Below are 17,940 nucleotides of genomic sequence, written 5' to 3'. Positions count from 1 at the left end.
TGCTTGATAGCTCCTTTTGTTTCCCTTTAATTAGTATTCCTTTTCCCTTACAATTGTTTAGATATAGCAATTAATCTAGGTTTCATTTTTACGCATTACTTAAGTGCTATTTTTTTATTTAAATGTTTGTTAGTTGCGGTATCTGAATCATCATTTCTGTTAGGTTGTTTTCCACCTACATAAATTTGAATTGCTCCTGACGCTTTTTGTTCTTTTCCTGCTGAATTAATCACAGCATATTGTTTTGGGGTAACCGTAAAACTTACCTTTTTTGTCTCTCCAACTTCTAAGTTGATTCTTTTAAATCCTATTAAAGAATGTTTTGGCCCGTCTGTATATTGCTTTTTATCGTGAGATACATAAAGTTGAACAACCTCATCACCTTTCATATCCCCGGTATTTGTAATTTGAACTGTTACAGGAATATTTTCATCTGTTTTTATAGCATCTGGTGCTTCTAGTTTTGAGTATTCGAAAGTGGTATATGACAATCCATGTCCAAATTCATATAAAGGATCTCCTTTAAAATATTTATAGGTTCGATTGGTCATATCATAAGATTTAAAATCTGGAAGATCATCAACAGATTTGTAGAAGGTAACAGGCAATCTACCCGCTGGATTATAATCTCCAAAAAGAACATCGGCAATTGCTCTCCCTCCAAATTCTCCTGGATACCAAGCCTCAAGAATTGCTGGGATGTTTTCATCTGCCCAGTTTATAGCAAGGGCACTCCCATTCATCAACACTAATATTGTTGGTTTACCCAAAGCCTGTACTTCTTTTAATAAAATAAGCTGTGATTGTGGTAATGAAATTTCTGATCTATCTCCCTTATCAAAACCTTCCAAAACTACTGGCATTTCTTCACCTTCTATATCTGGAGATAATCCTAAACACAGTACTACAACTTCTGATTTCTTAACTGCTTCTATTGCTGGAGACAATAGATCTTCATCTAATTTAGACCAAAGTAATTGGGCCTGTGGATCTGTATGATAATTGTAATATTTTATTTTAATATCATATGATTTACCAGCTTCAAGCCTCATATCTAAATACTTCATTTTTGGCTCGTGATCATCTTTAAAATCTACCCTTAAAGAATCATCAACATATAGTTTACCTGCACTACTAGCTCTTAATCCAATACGATATGAACCGCTTTCTTCTGGAACAATTTTTCCTGTCCATCTAACAGAAAAACTATCTGAAGTAGTAATCTCAATTGGTTTTTTTGAAACCCATATAAAATCAACAATACTATCATTTCTCGTTAATTTTGGTTTTCCTTTCCACTCCTCGTTATCAAAGTATTCTCCTTTTAATCCAACGTTATCTCCATTTCGCAATACAGAAGATGGTATTGGTTGTAATAACGGCCATCCTTTTGCTATGTGACTCCCTTTTGCGTAGTTTACCTTAGTGTTTGGTAATTTTTCCTTTATTGCTTTTACCGGAGTGATATTATTAAGTGGAGTTCCGTGATAATTTCCTAATAAGACTTGTTTAGCATTGGCATTGGGTCCTATTACTGCAATGGATTTTAGATCTTTTCTTAATGGAAGTAGTTTACCTTCATTTTTTAATAAGACCATTGATTCCTTAGCGGTTTTCTCAGATAATTTATAATGGGCATCACTACATACCACATCATAAGATATTTTGGACCAAGACACCATTTCTTCAGGATCAAACATGCCTAGTTTAAATCGTGCTTCCATCAATCTAGATAATGCTCGATCAACCTTATCTTCATCTACTAAGCCTTTAAGAACAGCATCTCCTAAGTTTGGATCATATACATCTCCACAGTTTAAATCTGTACCTCTACTTACTGCTAATGCTGAAGCCTCAGCAGGGGTTTCGACTAATTCATGCTTATTTGGTTCCCAAAAATCATTGATCGCCCAACAATCTGAAACCACATAACCATCAAACCCCCACTCTTTACGAAGTATATCATTTAGTAACAAATTACTTCCGCAACAAGCTTCATCTCGGTATCTATTATATGCACACATTACTGATTGTACATTAGCTTCTTTAATCGCTGCTTCAAAAGCTGGTAAATACGTTTCTTTTAAATCTTTATCTGATGTATGATAATTATCCTCATGCCTTGATTTTTCCGGTCCACTATGTACTGCAAAATGTTTAGCAGTAGCTACCACTTTAAGGTATTTTGGATCATCTCCTTGTAGCCCTTTTATAAAATTTACTCCCATTCTTCCGGTCAAATAAGGATCTTCTCCATAAGTTTCTTGACCTCTTCCCCATCTAGGGTCTCTAAAAATATTGATATTAGGGGTCCAAAAAGTTAATCCTTGATATATCCCTCTTTTGTCTTCTTTAATAAAACGATGATGTTTTGCTCTAGCCTCATCGGAAATAACGGTGCCTATATCGAATAATAGTGGAGCATTCCAAGTAGCCCCCATACCAATTGCCTGAGGAAATACTGTAGCTTCACCTGCTCTAGCCACACCGTGTAAACACTCATTCCACCAATTATAAGCTGGAATACCTAAGCGTTCGATAGCAGGTGCATCATATCTCATTTGAGATACTTTTTCTGAAAGTGTCATATGACTTATTAAATCACTTACTCTTTCATTAATAGACAATTTAGGATCTTTAAACTTGTATGTTGTTTCTTTTTTCGTTTCACACCCTATACTCAACTGAAGAATAATTGAGATAATAATTAAACTACTAATTCTTAAAGGTTTTTTTAATCTATTTTTAGATTCTCTTCTTATCATTGTTATGTTTTAAAGCTGGTTTTTTTATGAAATCATGTCAAGTATAAAAACAAACAATCCGAGCACTACGATAATTAAAAATATCTCGCCCAAAATTTTAATATTTGAATATTTCTTGTTCACTATATTTAACTAATTCACAATTTTTTAACAATTTATGTATGAGATTAAAAAAAGGATGCAACAGATAAAGCATATAATAAAACATTTGTTGCATTCGAACATTGAAAGAGGTGAATTGCAACAATTTAGCCAATGGGAGCAACAAGAATAACAGGGGGAATGGTTAGAAAGGGAGCTAATTGCTAGCAATGTAATTTTTAATTCTATTTATTATTATATCGATAACAAATGCGGTATTACATTAACAAAATCTAAGAACATATCCTTAAATCAAGGTGAAAGAAGCATCTATCTTATAGATGCTTCTTTCTGCTATGCTTTTATAAAGCATATTGATTACATACATTGCGTAACCTTCTTATAAATATGTTTAGTTAATTTCTAAAAAAGAGTGGAATTATGTGTTTAATCAAGCAACTTTTTTTATGCTTTTATACACATAAGACTATTCGTTTATTGGCACTTCTGTAGGTAGGATTCCAAACTGAGTTTTAAAACATTTTGTAAAGTAAGATGGAGAAGAAAACCCTACCTTATAACAAACCTCACTAACGTTAGTAGAACCACTTTCTAAAATCTGTTTTGCTTTTTGAAGTCTAATATTTCTCAAAAACTGATTGGCCGTTTGCCCTGTCAGTGTTTTTATCTTTCTATAAAACTGACTTCTACTAAGGTGAAGTTCTGAGGATAATGATTCTACACTAAGGTTAGGATCGCTTAAATTCTCATAAATATGGTTTAATACTTTTTGTATAAACTCTTTATCTAGAGATGTATTGTTTTCATTGATTTGGGCATCACTAACATCACTAAAATACTTATTAAAAACTATCTGTCTTATAGTAAGCATCTGCGTTAAATATGATTTTAAAACCCTCATATCAAAAGGTTTATTCAAATACACATCTGCTCCTGATTCTATTCCTTTTAATCGATCATCTGCCATTGTTTTTGCTGTGAGCATTAAAATAGGAATATGACTGGTCTTTATATTTTTCTTAATATTTGAGCAAAACTCGAAGCCGTCCATTTCTGGCATAATTACATCTGTAATAATGATATCTGGCACTTCTTTTTTGGCTAATTCGAGACCTTCGGTACCATTTTTTGCATCAAACACTCTATAATTATTACTCAATTCTCTTTTTAAATAGTTTCGTAATTCTGTATTATCTTCGACTATTAATAACCTATTGGTTTTTTGTTCTTCTTCTATTTTATTTTCTAAATTCTTATTATGAACGTTACCTATAAATTTTGTTTTTACTAGAATATCAGAAGTTTTATCGCTAATAACAATTTCATCTTCGCTGAAATGTTTCTTCCCTAATGGTAAAATTACTGAAAACGTGGTTCCTTGATTTACGATACTATCAACGGTTACTTTTCCTTTATGGAGTTCTACAAAACTTCTTACCACTTCTAACCCTATTCCTGTACCACCGTAATATGACTTATTTAGGTTATCCACTTGATAAAACCGCTCGAATATTTTTTCTAATTGTTCCTTTTTTAGCCCAGGACCAGTATCTGACACACTTATTTCGAATGACTCTGATATGGCATCCTGATGGGTTTTCTCTCCTTCTTTTATCGCTATACTAATGGTAATAGTTCCCCCTTCTGGTGTAACTTTAAAAGCATTTGATAATAAATTAAAAATGATTTTCTCCAACATTCCTATATCAACCCATACTTTTAATTCAGAAACCTCGTGTGTTATATTTAAATCTATCTTTTTATTTGAAGCTTCTACTACAAAATAGCTTACCACATCCTGAACAAAATTAATGATATCAAGTTCTATTGCTTTTATACTTAGTTTATTAAGCTCAAGTTTTCTGTAATCCATCAATTCATTAATTAACCGATATAATCTATCTGTGTTTTTATGAATAATTAGGTGTTTTTCATTTACTTCGTTAGGAAGATTTAACCCTTCGTTTTTAAGAATATCCTCTAATGGATTAATTATAAGCGTTAGTGGTGTACGGAATTCATGAGATATATTCGTAAAGAATTGTAGCTTTTTATTATGTAACTCTTCTTCTTTAATTCTTTTTTCTCTTTCGTATTTTATTAATTGTTTTTCCTTAATTCTATTTTGAGTTAACTTATTCAAAAGGTATATTCCGAATAGCAATAACAGAACATAAGATATCAATGCCCAATTTGTTTTCCACCAAGGTGGTAATATCTCTATTTGTAAATGCAATGGTGTTTCATTCCATTTACCATCGTTATTGGCTACCTTTAATTTAAAGGTATAATTTCCGGGATCTAGATTTGTGTATGTAGCACTTCTTGTATTTTCTACATAATTCCAAGAATCTTCTAGCCCTTCTAGATAGTAAGCATATTGATTCTTCTCAGAACGTGTATAGTTAATACCTGTGTAATCAATAGTAAAAACGGATTGTTCGTTACTTAAAGAAATACTATCAGTTTCAGAAATTACTTTGTTTAGAGGAGAACCTTCTTGATTAGGATATACCTTTTTATTAAAAATTTTAAAATCAGTTAAATATAAATTAGTAGAGCTACTATTGGTTTTGATGTCCTTAGGATTAAAATAATCTATACCTTCATAATTACCGAAATAAATATTTCCTTCATTATCTTTAAATGTTGCATTAAAGTTAAAATCATTTGATAATAAACCGTCATTAAAATTATAGTCGGTAATTTCTCCTTTTTTAAGATCTAACTTATGGATTCCTACATTACCACTCATCCAAATGTTATTATCTTCATCTTCAATTATCGCAGATACATTTTCATCTTTTAATTCATACAACTCGTTATACCAGACAAAACTATTCTTATTAGGATCGTATCTACACAAACCTGATCCTCTAGTGCCAATCCATATAGATCCATCAGTAGCTTCGTAAATTGATAGTATATGATTGGAGTTGGATTCATTTTGATATTTACTATTCATCTTATCTCTTAGAAACTCTACAGAGAATTGACCATTACTATTTTGTGTTACTTTATATAATCCATTAGCAGCTCCTATCCATAAATTATTTTTAGAATCTATTAGTATCTTTCGAATATCACTAGTATGGATACCATAATTAGAAAATTCCTCTGAATTATGATGCACGAAATTATTAGTAGTGGGATTATAAGAAATTACTCCACTAAAAAAAGTACCTATCCAAATAATACCATTAGCATCTTCTGCAAAACTTAATATACTATTAGAGGCTAATGCACCATCTGTGTTTTCTATTGTATAATTAACGAACTGTTTTGTTCCTTTTTTAAGCAAAAAAACACCTCCATTCCAGCTTCCTGCCCATACATTTTCTTTGCTATCTATAAATATGGTCTGAATATCGTAAGCTGTTAGGTTTGAGAATTCCTTATTACTATTTTTATTAATATGAATAAATCTCTGATCATCTCTATTGTATACATCTATTCCTCCTCCATCCATACTAATCCATAGTAATCCAGAACTATCCTGCACAATACCAGTAACAGATCCTGCCTCTAAAGAATTAGGATTACTCGCTAGGCTTTCTATGTTTTTAAATTTATCATATAATTTATCATATACTGCGATACCCTTATTATAATACCCCATCCATATCCTCTCATTACTATCTAAGAATAAAGACCATATAGAGTTAGATCGAATACTGTTTTCATTATTTTTATCAAAAAGATAATTTTTTATTAGATTACCATCTGCTTCAATATGAAATAGTCCATCATTTTCAGTTCCAAATATTACTGATCCATCGGCATTAGCGATCATTGACAATACTCGTTTTGTAGTAAAAGGAAAGTTATTAATCTCGTAAATAACATCAGAAGATTTTTTTACTCTATAGATACCGTCAGATATAGTCCCCAACCATATATTATTGTTATCATCGATTAACAGAGATTTGATAGGAACTGCTACAGATTGCTTTTCTTTTTCGGTATTAAAAACAGAAAGACTTAATGTATTTGTATTGGGATTATATATTCTCAATCCAAGACTAGTTGCTGCATATATATTTCCTTGCTTATCTTTTTCAAGATCATTTATATCCAGCAGGCCATTTTTGTGATCAATATCAAGGTTAATTATCTGTTTTATTATTCCCGTTTCCGGATTTAATGTAAGTAACCCTCTTTCAAAAGTACCAACAATAATGTTTCCTATTGAATCTTCGATTATACTACCAACCGCAATATTGATTTGATTAAAATCTTTTATTTGAGACACAATATCAATTCTCTTAAATTGATCCATTTCTCGATCATAAAGATCTAATCCATTTTCTGTACCCACCCAAAACCGATTCTTCTTATCAACAAACGAACTATAAATAAAATTACTACTAAGCGAAGTGGTATCCTTTAATTCATGTTTGTAAGAAACATAGTCAATCCCATCATATCTATGTAAACCTGCTCCACTTGTTCCAATCCAAATAAAACCATTATGATCCTGAGCAATTACAGGTACTGCTATTTTTGAAATACCATCCCCAATATTAACAAAATTGAAATCATTGGATTTTTGCTGTGTCCAAACGTAATTTAGACAACAACAAAAAAACAATATACACGCTATAAAACTTTTACTATTCATCATTTTATATTCCAGGGCTTAGGAATAAATATAGCATGTTTTATCATACTTAATCAATTTTTAATCTAGTTAAGGGTAAAGAACAAGATTTTATCAAAGCATTATCAACCCGTAAAATAAGTTAATATAGAAACTACTACTACTACCAATAATACTGATAAAACAATATCGGTAGGTGTATAACTATTTTTAGTTGCTTCTTTCTGTTCTGTTGACAATGTTCCAAATGCTAGGCCTTTAATAGTAGTATAATCTGGAGCGGTTGTAACTAAACTAGTAACTATACAGACTATTACCGAAAAGATAAACATGAAAATAGCCATATGCGCAAAATTGATAGTAGCAAACTGATATGCAATACCTGACAAATCATCTTTTACAATTTCCGCTGTGATTCTAAAAGCAGCTATCAAAAGACCAGAAAACAAGGTTACAATTGCAGCTTTGGAATTTACTCTTTTCCAGATTATTCCTAATATAAATACGGCGGTAATTGGTGGTGCGATATATGATTGTACACTCTGTAAATATTGATATAAAACACCTCCACCTATTTTGTTCATAATAGGAATCCATATGATTCCTAAAACCACTACCAATGCCGTTGCCACTCTTCCTATATTTAATAGCTTCTTTTCTGGAGTAGTAGGTTTTAATTTTTTGTAAATATCAATTGTAAATATCGTAGAACAAGAATTAAATACCGATGCTAATGAGCTCATTAATGCAGCCATTAATCCACCTGCAACCAATCCTTTAAGTCCTGTAGGCAATAACGTTTTAACTAAGACTGGAAATACCTCATCTGCTTTATCATAAGTTAAAACACCTTGTTTTGCTAAGGCAAAAGCAATAATACCAGGAATCAGAAAAATAAAAATTGGTAAAATCTTAAGGTATGCTCCAAAAATAGCTCCACGCCTACCTATTTTTATATTATTAGCTGCTAACGTTCGCTGAACAATATATTGATCCGTACACCAGTACCAAATACCAACAATAGTTCCACCAAATAACAATCCTGTCCAAGGAAAATCTGGATCCGACATCGGTCTCCACATATTAAAATGATCCGAACCTACTGTAGTCCGAAGGTTTTCCCAACCACCGACTTCTTGTAATCCTAAATACGTAATAATTAACGACCCGGCAATTAAAACTACGGTTTGTAAAGTTTCTGTATAAATCACTGCTTTCATACCTCCTACTATAGTATATGCTCCAGTAAAAACTACAATACCAATTGCACCATACCAAAAAGGTATTCCTAAGAGTTCAGAGACTACAATTCCCCCAGCATATATCGTTACTGATACTTTAGTGATTACATATCCAACTAACGAGAAAATCGATAAAAACCATCTTGACCTACTGTCAAATCTTTTTTCTAAAAACTCGGGCATAGTAAATACTTTACTTCGCATATAAAAAGGTAGAAATAACCAACCTAATAATAATACGATCCACGCGTGTAATTCATAATGTGCCATTGGCATTCCTGATTCTGCTCCTGTACCAGCCAAACCAACTACATGTTCGGATCCAATATTAGAAGCAAAAATTGATGCTCCAATCACAAACCAACCAACATTACGTCCAGCCAAAAAATAATCTGCTGTATCCTTATTTCTTTGTAATATCACCCAGATAGCTACCCCAATAAGTGCTAAAAAGTAAACACCTAATACTACCCAATCTAATTGTTCTAAGACTGATTCCATAAATCCTTTTTGGTTAAATATATTTGTATTATCTAATTTTAAATGATTCTCTGATCTACTATGTTACTGTAGAAAACATTTGCAAACCTATGAACGATTAGCAATTTTCAGAAACATCGTTTAACAAATCGTTTAATTTTTACTTAAAATTTTAAGTAAAAACCAAAACTATTATGAGGCTCATCAATTAAATGGAAGATTTGAAGCGAATACTATAAATTATGATGCGTAGAAAACTATATTTATTTAAGTATTTCGAATTTTATTTTTTTTGACAGTGATTTGGTAATAAAAAAGAAAAAGAATGTCTAAAACTCAAAAGGATTATATCTATTAAAAAGATCAGTAGTTATATTTTAATAATACTAAACTTTATTTCTACATACACGAAAACCTTGATCCGGACCGATTCCGTCTGCTTCAAAGTAACCTCTATCATCATTTTTGCAATGTAATTCTAGACCTATCCAACCACCACCTCTTTGCGAACGAAAATGTCCACGAGGTATTCCATCATCCTCGTACCAATCATCACACCATTCTCTAACATTTCCTGTTAGATCATATAAACCGAGTTCATTCGGTTTTTTAGAACTTACTGGATGTGTTCTGCAGTGATTTTGTTCTAAACGTCGATAATCCCATTTTTCTATTAAGATAGTATCTCCACTATTTCTCCAATACCAAGCTATTTCTTCTACAGTATCATCACCACTGTATGAATAGTTTTTACTTAACTGGCCTCCTCCAGCAGCATATTCCCATTCGATTTCTGTAGGAAGACGATATCCATTCGCTTTAGGATTTTTCTTAACCAGCCACTTTATACTATCGAACTCGGATTTGTTAAATTCATCCACGGAGTCCTTATAAATTTTATAATAAGGCAGCAATCCTTCTTTAATACTTTTTTTGATACAAAACTCTACACAATCATACCAACTTACCATTTCTACAGGTAAACTATCCCCTTTAAATCTGGATGGGTTATTTATCATAATATCCTTCCATTCCTTTTGTGTAACTTCACTTTTACCTATATAAAAATCATTAACAACAACATTTTTACCATATAAATTTGATTTTTTGTTTACAAAAGATCCTCCTTTTATTAAAATCAAATTATCATTTACATGGCTTTTAGAATCCTTTGAGACACACGAATAGAATAGTATTAAAACTCCTAAAACAAAATAGAATAAAATCTTCTGCATGAAAATGTCAAAAATTAATTAATAATGCTTTTTAATGATTACTACATTTAGAAATAACAAAACATAAGACCATAGTATATTATGGCCTTATGCTCTAATTTTTCATGTACTTATTACCATATACTCGCATTGATTTTTCCCCATCCACCAGTGTACGACTCAATACCAAAGACTTGATAATCGAAATTTCTTAGGTTACCCCATTGAGGTTTGTGGCCACCATGTGCATTCCAATGATTAATATGTGCTTGCATATGAACTTGCTGATTAGAACCTGTAGGTGCATTCCCATGTTCGCTTATGTATTGATAAAAAGTTTTAGTTCCTAAAATCGAAGGAGCATTGGATCTTAGTTGTTTCTTAAATTTATAATTCTTGCCATTTACAGTATAATTCTTATTCTGATTTTGACCCGTAATACTTCCTTTTTCTACAACATAATATTCTATCAAGGGTGTTTGGGTCCAACCGTACACTCCGACAAAATTATATGACCCCTGTAATAGTCCAATATTATAATTTATTCTTCTACCATTACCTGTTGACCATCCTTTTCCTCCGACGATATCTTGATTGTTTTTGTATTCAATTTCAAAATTTCCACCATATTGATTCGCATAGGGAAATCTTAATCTACCCCAACCACCTTCTTTATAAATAGTCCAAAAATAACCTTGATTATATCCATCGGTGCGATTGTCACTAATATAACCATTACTATCAATCGATTTCTGCTCGCTTTCTAAGTCTTCTAAGATACTAGATTGCCCTAAATCATCGGAACAACTAGTAAAGAACAGCAGGCAAAATGTTGAAATGCTTAAAAATGTTTTCATAATTACATGTTTTTAAATTAGAATAATTCAAAAAATCGTATTTTTTAATAATACGTCTGAATTTGTGTTAAAAATTTAGTTAATGCTCAAAATTATGATTCATTATAAAAACAATTGATAATTTAGTCCGTTTTAAATTAAATTCTACGAAAACTTTTCGTTAGGCATTAAAAAACTGATAGTCAAGCAATTAAATCATTAACTTTCGTTGTTACTAAATCTACATTTAGTAAAAAAAATATTTTTTAGATTCTTTCTTAGAAAAACAAATATTCAGAATACTTATAACTGACTTAAAAAAGAGAATTCTAAAATATTTGAAGCAATCTTTGCAAATTTTGTTGCAATTAGAATTACACTCTATGGTAAATTAAATTATTAAGATTACTTTACGAATAAGGTTGATTTACTTAGTTTTTGCGAATAATTTATTGAAATTAAAGATAAAGTTTTGATAACTCAAAATAAGCTGCGAATAACTGTTGCTTAGCTAAAAACAGTCTTTAAAACTAGTATGAAAAAAAAGAGAATTACATTAAAAGATATTGCTAAAGAATTCAATGTGTCTATTGCTACGGTTTCTAAAGCTCTAAATGATAGTTATGAAATTAGTAATAGAACTAAATCTATGATTCAGGAATATGCTAATGAACTACAATATAAATCGAATCAAAGCAATTTTACTTATGAAAAACAAAAAAACACCAAAACTATTGGAGTAATTATACCCAATATGCTTAACCATTTTTTTACCAAAGTTTTTGTTGGTATCGAAAAAATAACAACTGAAAAAGGATATAATTTAATTACTTGTATTTCTAATGAATCTCGTGAGAAAGAAGTTACTGCTATGGAACTCTTAAAGAATTCTGATTTAGATGGATTCATATTATCAATCGCAGAAGAGACTCAGGTAAAAAAAGATTTTAATCATTTTAAAAATGCGATAGATCAAGGGATTCCTATTGTTATGATTGATAGAGTTACTGACGAAATCGAATGTGATAAAGTTATTGTAAATGATGATGAAGGAGCATTCAATGCCGTTAATTATTTCATTAAAACAGGTTGCAGAAATATTGCCATTGTTTCTAATATACATCAACTTAGTGTGGGAAAACATCGATTAGAAGGGTACAAGAGAGCCCTTATAGAAGCCAATATTCCTATTGATGAAGATTTAATACTTAAGGTCGATGAATTTAATGATATAGATACCTTACTAAAAATAGTTCTTGATGCTAAAAAAGTAGATGCCATTTTATGTCTAGAAGAAGATTCTGCAATTAGTACGCTTAAGATGGTGTTATATAAAGGATATAAAGTGCCAGAAGATATTTCGATTATTGGTTTTACCAATGGTGTTCTTCCACGTCATGTAACACCAGCAATAACTACGATAAGTCAGCATAGTACTTATCTAGGAGAAGCTGCTGCAAAAATACTTATAGACAAAATAGAAAATGAAAATATCGAAACGTCATATACAACCAAAGTAATAAAAACAAATCTCATAGAAAGAGATTCTACAAAACGCCTACACTAATAGGGTAGGAGCACTCGTTTTCTTTAAACAACAGAAAACTTAAAAACACTTTTATTCTCATAGTGTTTCCCCGCTTTTAGCAACGAAGAGGGAAAGTGTTTATGATTAGGTGCATCAGGATAATTCTGAGTTTCGAAACAAATAGCAGGAAAACGATCATATTTTACCTGATCTTTAAAATTCCAATCCGGAAAATTTTCTGGTGTAAAAATTACAACAGCTGGTTGGTTTGTCTTTACTTCCATTTTTAAACCACTTACTGAGGACTCTAAGCTGATTCTATTATGGCTACTTTTGTTCATATTAAAAATAAAAGTATCATCGATATGACCTGAATTTATTAATCTTCGCAAAGAGGTTGAAGTTAAGAAATCGAATTTGGTTCCTGTTACAGATTTTGTTTTTCCAGTTGGTAATTGTTTCGTATCAACTTCTAAATATTCGGGGCAATCTAATAATAATGTATGATCTAAAATCCCTCCGGAACCATTGAGGTTAAAATACGCATGGTTGGTAAGATTTACTACAGTATCAAGATCAGAAACAGCTTTATAAGTGATAGTTAAATCATTATCTTCTGACAAATGATATATTGCTTTCACCTCTAAATTCCCTGGATATCCTTCTTCCAAATGCCTACTGTTATAAGAAAAGATAGCCATATTGGTATTGTGATTAATTGAATCTACTTTCCAAAACTTTTTATCAAAGCCTTCACGTCCACCATGTAAATGAACTCCATTATTTTGATGTATTTCGTATTTATAGCCGTTAATCTCAAAATCTCCATTACTAATTCTACCTGCATATCTTCCTATTGAGGCTCCCAAAAACTTAGCACTTGGGTGATACGATACTTCTTTATATTCATCTACAGTCTCTAGCCCCAAAACTACATTAACCAATTGATTTTCTTTATTAGGAATCTCTAAGCTTACAATTGATGCTCCATAATTAGTGAGTTTTAATCTAGCTCCATTGGTATTTTGCAATGTAATAGCAACACAAATTGTATCCTTTGCGACATCCCCAGTTTTTTGAGTCATAATAATTTATGGTATTATAGTTTTAAGGCTACTATAAACTGACTAAATATACTGATTAATAATGTTTTCGAACAATTCCTGTTTACCACTTTGCAAAGAAAGTTCACCATTATTAATAGCTATTTCATATAAGTCTTTTAATTGCAATGTTCCACTTTCAAATTCTTTACCTTTTCCTGTATCAAATGAATTATAACGTTGCTGTCTTAATTTTTCATAGGAAGACGAAGTAATAATCTTGTCTGCTGTAATTAGAGCTCTGGCAAAAACATCTGCTCCCCCAATATGTGCTAAAAACACATCTTCCATATCTGTAGAATTTCGTCTTATTTTTGCATCAAAGTTAACGCCTCCACCTTGAAGTCCTCCTGCCTTTATGAACACCAACATAGCTTCTGTAGTTTCTAAAATACTATTAGGAAACTGATCAGTATCCCATCCATTTTGATAATCACCTCTATTAGCATCTATACTACCTAACATACCTGCACTTGCCGCTATTTCTAATTCGTGCTGAAAGGTATGCTGTGCCAACGTAGCATGATTTACTTCTATATTAATCTTGAAATCTTTGTCCAGTCCGTGTTCTTTTAAAAATCCAATTGATGTCGCTGTATCAAAATCATATTGATGTTTTGTTGGTTCCATTGGTTTTGGCTCAATAAAAAATGTTCCTTTAAAACCTTGTGCTCTAGCATAATCTCTTGATATTGTTAAAAACCGTGCCAAATGTTCTAATTCTCTCTTCATATCTGTATTAAGCAAAGACATATAGCCTTCTCTACCACCCCAAAAAACATAGTTTTCCCCGTCTAATGCTATTGTGGCATCTAAAGCTAATTTAACCTGAGCTCCAGCTCTAGCCAGTACATTAAAATCAGGATTTGTGGCAGCTCCATTCATGTATCTTGGGTTCGAAAAACAATTAGCTGTACCCCATAATAATTTGACACCTGATTCTTTCTTTTTTTCTTTTATATACTCTGTGATTGTAGCCAATCTTTTTTCTGACTCAGCAAATGTTGGAGCTTCTTGTACCAAATCAAAATCATGAAAACAAAAATAATCAAACCCCATCTTACTAATAAACTCAAATGCTGCATCTGCTTTATCTTTTGCTGCCTGAATAGGGTCTGACGACTTATCCCAAGAAAAATTCTGAGTTCCCCAACCAAATGGATCAGCACCTTGACCACAGAAAGTATGCCAATACGCAATAGCAAATTTAAAATGCTCTCTTAACGTTTTTCCTGCTACAATCCTTTCTGGATCATAATATTTAAATGCTAATGGATTGTCAGATTCTTTTCCTTCAAATTTAATTTCATCAATCCCTTTAAAGTATTCTTGGTTTCCTAGTACAATCATTTTTTATCTATTAAAATTCTATTAAGTTCTTTTTTCCAATTCTGATATGCCAACTGATAATCCTCTTTGTTCTGAAGAGGATGATAGGTCATTACTTTATCATTTTTAGTAATCATACCTCCAATATCATCGAATGTTCCTTTTGCCCATCCTGCTGCTCTTGCAGCGCCAACTGCGCCAGTGGTGTTATAAATTTCAATTTCTTGGTCGATTAAAGTAGAAACCGTATTAGAAAATATTTCTGACCTGAATAAATTATCATTTCCAGCTCGTATTACTTCTATATTGGCACCATCTTTTCTTAAAATCTCCATCCCATAAACAAAAGAAAATGCTATTCCTTCTAAAGCCGCCCTGCATATATGGGATCTCGTATGTTTATTTAAATTGATATTACAGATCTGGGTTCCTATTGTTTTATTATCGAACATTCTTTCTGCTCCATTACCAAAAGGTATTAACTGCAGATTATCTGACCCAACGGGTATTTTTGAAGCAAGTGAATTCATAGTTTGATATGAGCTTGTCTCCAGATTAAGGTTGTTTTTTAACCATCTATATTGGATACCTGCTCCATTCACACACAACAATTTACCGATTACAGGTTTTTGTTCACTGTAATTGACGTGAGCAAAATTATTATACTTTACAGGTTCTTTACCTGATAAATTATCGGTTACAGCATAAATTACTCCAGATGTACCACCGGTAAGCGCCACTTCTCCTGGATTAAAAACATTAAGAGATAGTGCATTATTAGGTTGGTCACCTGCTCTATAAAAAATGGGGGTTCCTACTTTTAAACCACTTTCTTCTGCTCCTTTACTACTAAGTTCTCCTTGATTAGAAAATGTATCAACAATATCCGGAATAAGACTTGTATCAATATCATAATATTCTAACAACCATTTAGCGGGTTCTTGTTTTTTGTAATCCCATAAAATTCCCTCAGAAAGTCCAGATTTTGTAGTGTTAATTTGATCAGTAAACCTATATGCTATATAATCTCCTGGTAGCATAAATTTATACGCTTTTTTATAAATATCCGGTTCATTATCTCGTACCCATTTTAGTTTGGATGTAGTAAAATTTGCTGGAGAATTAAGGAGGTTTTCTTTACATTTTTCTTCTCCTAATTCTTTAAAAGCTTTATTTCCGATTTGAACCGCTCTGCTATCACACCAAATAATAGAATTTCGTAATAGTTCGCCATTAGCATCAATCAAAACAAGTCCATGCATCTGATAAGATATACCTATTCCTAGAACTAATTCTGAAGCGACTGCATTTTCCTTTAATAACCGTTTACAAGCTTTACAAACATTATCCCACCAAAAATCAGGATTTTGTTCTGCCCAATCACTATTTACTGAGATAATGTCCATCTCATTTTTTGGTTCATTTATTGAGGCTATACTTTTACCGTTATCTGCATCAATCAATGCAGCTTTAACCGATGAACTTCCTATATCGAATCCTATATAATACATGTAGCATTTTCGTTATTGGATATAAAAATCTAAAATCTATGTTGATTAGAATGGATAAATTATGGATATAAACGAAAACTTGTAGTTAAATTTTCGTAAAAACAATAAATAGAACAACAATTACCTTCGTAATAAAAGAACTAATTAATACAGGTATATTCCAAAAAAGTTCTGGCTGCTATTTTTCAAGGATTAAGCCAGAAAGCTTAATATATTAGGGTATAAAACTTCTAAAATAAATCCCCGTCTTGATCACTAACTCTAATTAGCTCGTTTCCTTCTTTTAATACAAATTGTAAACCATGTTCTTCTTGCCATAGACAATTACACAAGATTTGAACGTAAATGTTTTCATTTCTCTCATGTCGATCTTTGGTAATAATAATTTCTATTGGTGTTATATGATCCCAAACTTTATTAGGTTCTGTAAGATCTAAAAGTGGTAACATTCGTTTCAATGCACTAATCATCCATCCTGGTTTATTAGATGCCATTTGATAGGTTTCTATTGTATCCAGATAACCTACGGCATCATTAAATGTTATCCAATCATCAAATGCTTTTTTAGTCGCTTCTATTTTAACAGATTCATCAATATTCATAAAATTGAAAAGAACTTGGTCTACTCTAATTGGATCCATTTCCGAGACCTCGGTAAAATCCAATCGATATAATACTTCTTTTTGATCAAAGAAAGGAGTTGCAATTGGTTGTGTAGTTATCCAATCGTTTTCTAAAGGCCAATTACCAATATCCTGCTTTAATATTCCTAATGTTTTCAATTTCATGAGACCTAAATTAATTACATATTGTTTACCTCAAATCTAAATACCTTTCTTTTACTTCTAAAGATCTTTTATTACACATTTTATTCAATGTTATCCTATAGATATTAGTTCTTACAATCTTTAAACGGATTTACCGAACAGATATTAATCCACAGTTATTACAATAAAAAAGCTGATAAAAAAATACAATGCCTAAAACAGAAAGACCTGTTACGATACCAAAGCGCTTTAATGCCGAAATTTTAGGAAGAAACATAACACTGCCAAATGATATTGTAATAATCATACAAATTATAAAACCTCCTCCAAGTATTATACCTTCAAAAAAACCACTCAAACCATCCGCTCCGTGATATGCAAAAAATGCATTATAGATAAACAAACCTAGCAAGAGCAAAGTAAAGACCAAAAAAACATAAAATGGAACTTTCATAAGTTAATCT

General features: G+C 31.5%; 11 protein-coding genes. 1 reads left to right on the top strand and 10 read right to left on the bottom strand.

The window, feature by feature from the left end; translation table 11 throughout:
* Nucleotides 1–95: 95 nt before the first annotated feature.
* The 5 genes from J8L88_RS01820 to J8L88_RS01800 all read right to left on the bottom strand — a co-directional run bounded on the left by J8L88_RS01820 (nt 96) and on the right by J8L88_RS01800 (nt 11,259).
* A complete protein-coding gene (locus J8L88_RS01820) occupies nt 96–2,765 on the bottom strand; it encodes a glycoside hydrolase family 3 protein (RefSeq protein ID WP_211059793.1) in 2,670 nt (889 codons plus the stop codon).
* Nucleotides 2,766–3,333: 568 nt separating this feature from the next.
* Nucleotides 3,334–7,491 (bottom strand): hybrid sensor histidine kinase/response regulator transcription factor, encoded by a 4,158-nt coding sequence (locus J8L88_RS01815; RefSeq protein WP_118388199.1) that lies wholly within the window; start codon nt 7,489–7,491, stop codon nt 3,334–3,336.
* Between the two features lie 101 nt (nt 7,492–7,592).
* Complete coding sequence (locus J8L88_RS01810; protein WP_027394608.1) at nt 7,593–9,209, bottom strand: sodium:solute symporter; 1,617 nt, start codon at nt 9,207–9,209, stop codon at nt 7,593–7,595.
* Between the two features lie 365 nt (nt 9,210–9,574).
* A complete protein-coding gene (locus J8L88_RS01805) occupies nt 9,575–10,423 on the bottom strand; it encodes a formylglycine-generating enzyme family protein (protein WP_118388201.1) in 849 nt (282 codons plus the stop codon).
* 113 nt (nt 10,424–10,536) lie between these two features.
* The gene (locus J8L88_RS01800) at nt 10,537–11,259 is read right to left on the bottom strand and encodes a glycoside hydrolase family 11 protein (protein WP_118388203.1); all 723 of its coding nucleotides are present in this window, start codon (nt 11,257–11,259) and stop codon (nt 10,537–10,539) included.
* Between the two features lie 514 nt (nt 11,260–11,773).
* Here J8L88_RS01800 and J8L88_RS01795 point away from each other — a divergent pair.
* Nucleotides 11,774–12,805 (top strand): LacI family DNA-binding transcriptional regulator, encoded by a 1,032-nt coding sequence (locus J8L88_RS01795; RefSeq protein WP_027394606.1) that lies wholly within the window; start codon nt 11,774–11,776, stop codon nt 12,803–12,805.
* A gap of 23 nt (nt 12,806–12,828) precedes the next feature.
* On the opposite strand, the gene J8L88_RS01790 is transcribed toward J8L88_RS01795, so the two are convergent.
* From J8L88_RS01790 to J8L88_RS01770, 5 genes are all read right to left on the bottom strand, one after another.
* On the bottom strand, nt 12,829–13,851 hold the full coding sequence (locus J8L88_RS01790) for an aldose epimerase family protein (RefSeq protein WP_081415661.1): 1,023 nt from the start codon (nt 13,849–13,851) through the stop codon (nt 12,829–12,831).
* 42 nt (nt 13,852–13,893) lie between these two features.
* Nucleotides 13,894–15,219, bottom strand: a complete 1,326-nt coding sequence (xylA, locus tag J8L88_RS01785) for a xylose isomerase (RefSeq protein WP_211059792.1) — start codon at nt 15,217–15,219, stop codon at nt 13,894–13,896.
* The gene (locus J8L88_RS01780) at nt 15,216–16,709 is read right to left on the bottom strand and encodes a xylulokinase (protein ID WP_211059791.1); all 1,494 of its coding nucleotides are present in this window, start codon (nt 16,707–16,709) and stop codon (nt 15,216–15,218) included. The genes xylA and J8L88_RS01780 overlap by 4 nt, the downstream gene beginning before the upstream one ends.
* Before the next feature lie 230 nt (nt 16,710–16,939).
* Complete coding sequence (locus J8L88_RS01775; protein ID WP_027394602.1) at nt 16,940–17,497, bottom strand: hypothetical protein; 558 nt, start codon at nt 17,495–17,497, stop codon at nt 16,940–16,942.
* A 130-nt stretch (nt 17,498–17,627) separates the two neighbouring features.
* Nucleotides 17,628–17,930, bottom strand: coding sequence for a hypothetical protein (locus J8L88_RS01770; RefSeq protein ID WP_118388209.1), 303 nt, complete (start codon nt 17,928–17,930; stop codon nt 17,628–17,630).
* Nucleotides 17,931–17,940 lie beyond the last annotated feature (10 nt).

This window comes from Aquimarina sp. MMG015 (genome assembly GCF_018100855.1).
Taxonomy (GTDB): Bacteria; Bacteroidota; Bacteroidia; order Flavobacteriales; family Flavobacteriaceae; genus Aquimarina; species Aquimarina latercula.
The sequence above is the reverse complement of the archived record's forward strand: the minus strand, read 5'-3'. Positions and strand labels throughout refer to the sequence as shown.

Bases quoted from the DNA above. Each gene is read 5' to 3' on its own strand.
- J8L88_RS01775 (WP_027394602.1), bottom strand. From the start codon at position 17,497: ATGAAATTGAAAACATTAGGAATATTAAAGCAGGATATTGGTAATTGG.
- J8L88_RS01780 (WP_211059791.1), bottom strand. From the start codon at position 16,709: ATGTATTATATAGGATTCGATATAGGAAGTTCATCGGTTAAAGCTGCA.
- J8L88_RS01800 (WP_118388203.1), bottom strand. From the start codon at position 11,259: ATGAAAACATTTTTAAGCATTTCAACATTTTGCCTGCTGTTCTTTACT.
- J8L88_RS01815 (WP_118388199.1), bottom strand. From the start codon at position 7,491: ATGATGAATAGTAAAAGTTTTATAGCGTGTATATTGTTTTTTTGTTGT.
- J8L88_RS01790 (WP_081415661.1), bottom strand. From the start codon at position 13,851: ATGACTCAAAAAACTGGGGATGTCGCAAAGGATACAATTTGTGTTGCT.
- J8L88_RS01810 (WP_027394608.1), bottom strand. From the start codon at position 9,209: ATGGAATCAGTCTTAGAACAATTAGATTGGGTAGTATTAGGTGTTTAC.
- J8L88_RS01805 (WP_118388201.1), bottom strand. From the start codon at position 10,423: ATGCAGAAGATTTTATTCTATTTTGTTTTAGGAGTTTTAATACTATTC.
- J8L88_RS01820 (WP_211059793.1), bottom strand. From the start codon at position 2,765: ATGATAAGAAGAGAATCTAAAAATAGATTAAAAAAACCTTTAAGAATT.
- J8L88_RS01795 (WP_027394606.1), top strand. From the start codon at position 11,774: ATGAAAAAAAAGAGAATTACATTAAAAGATATTGCTAAAGAATTCAAT.
- xylA (WP_211059792.1), bottom strand. From the start codon at position 15,219: ATGATTGTACTAGGAAACCAAGAATACTTTAAAGGGATTGATGAAATT.
- J8L88_RS01770 (WP_118388209.1), bottom strand. From the start codon at position 17,930: ATGAAAGTTCCATTTTATGTTTTTTTGGTCTTTACTTTGCTCTTGCTA.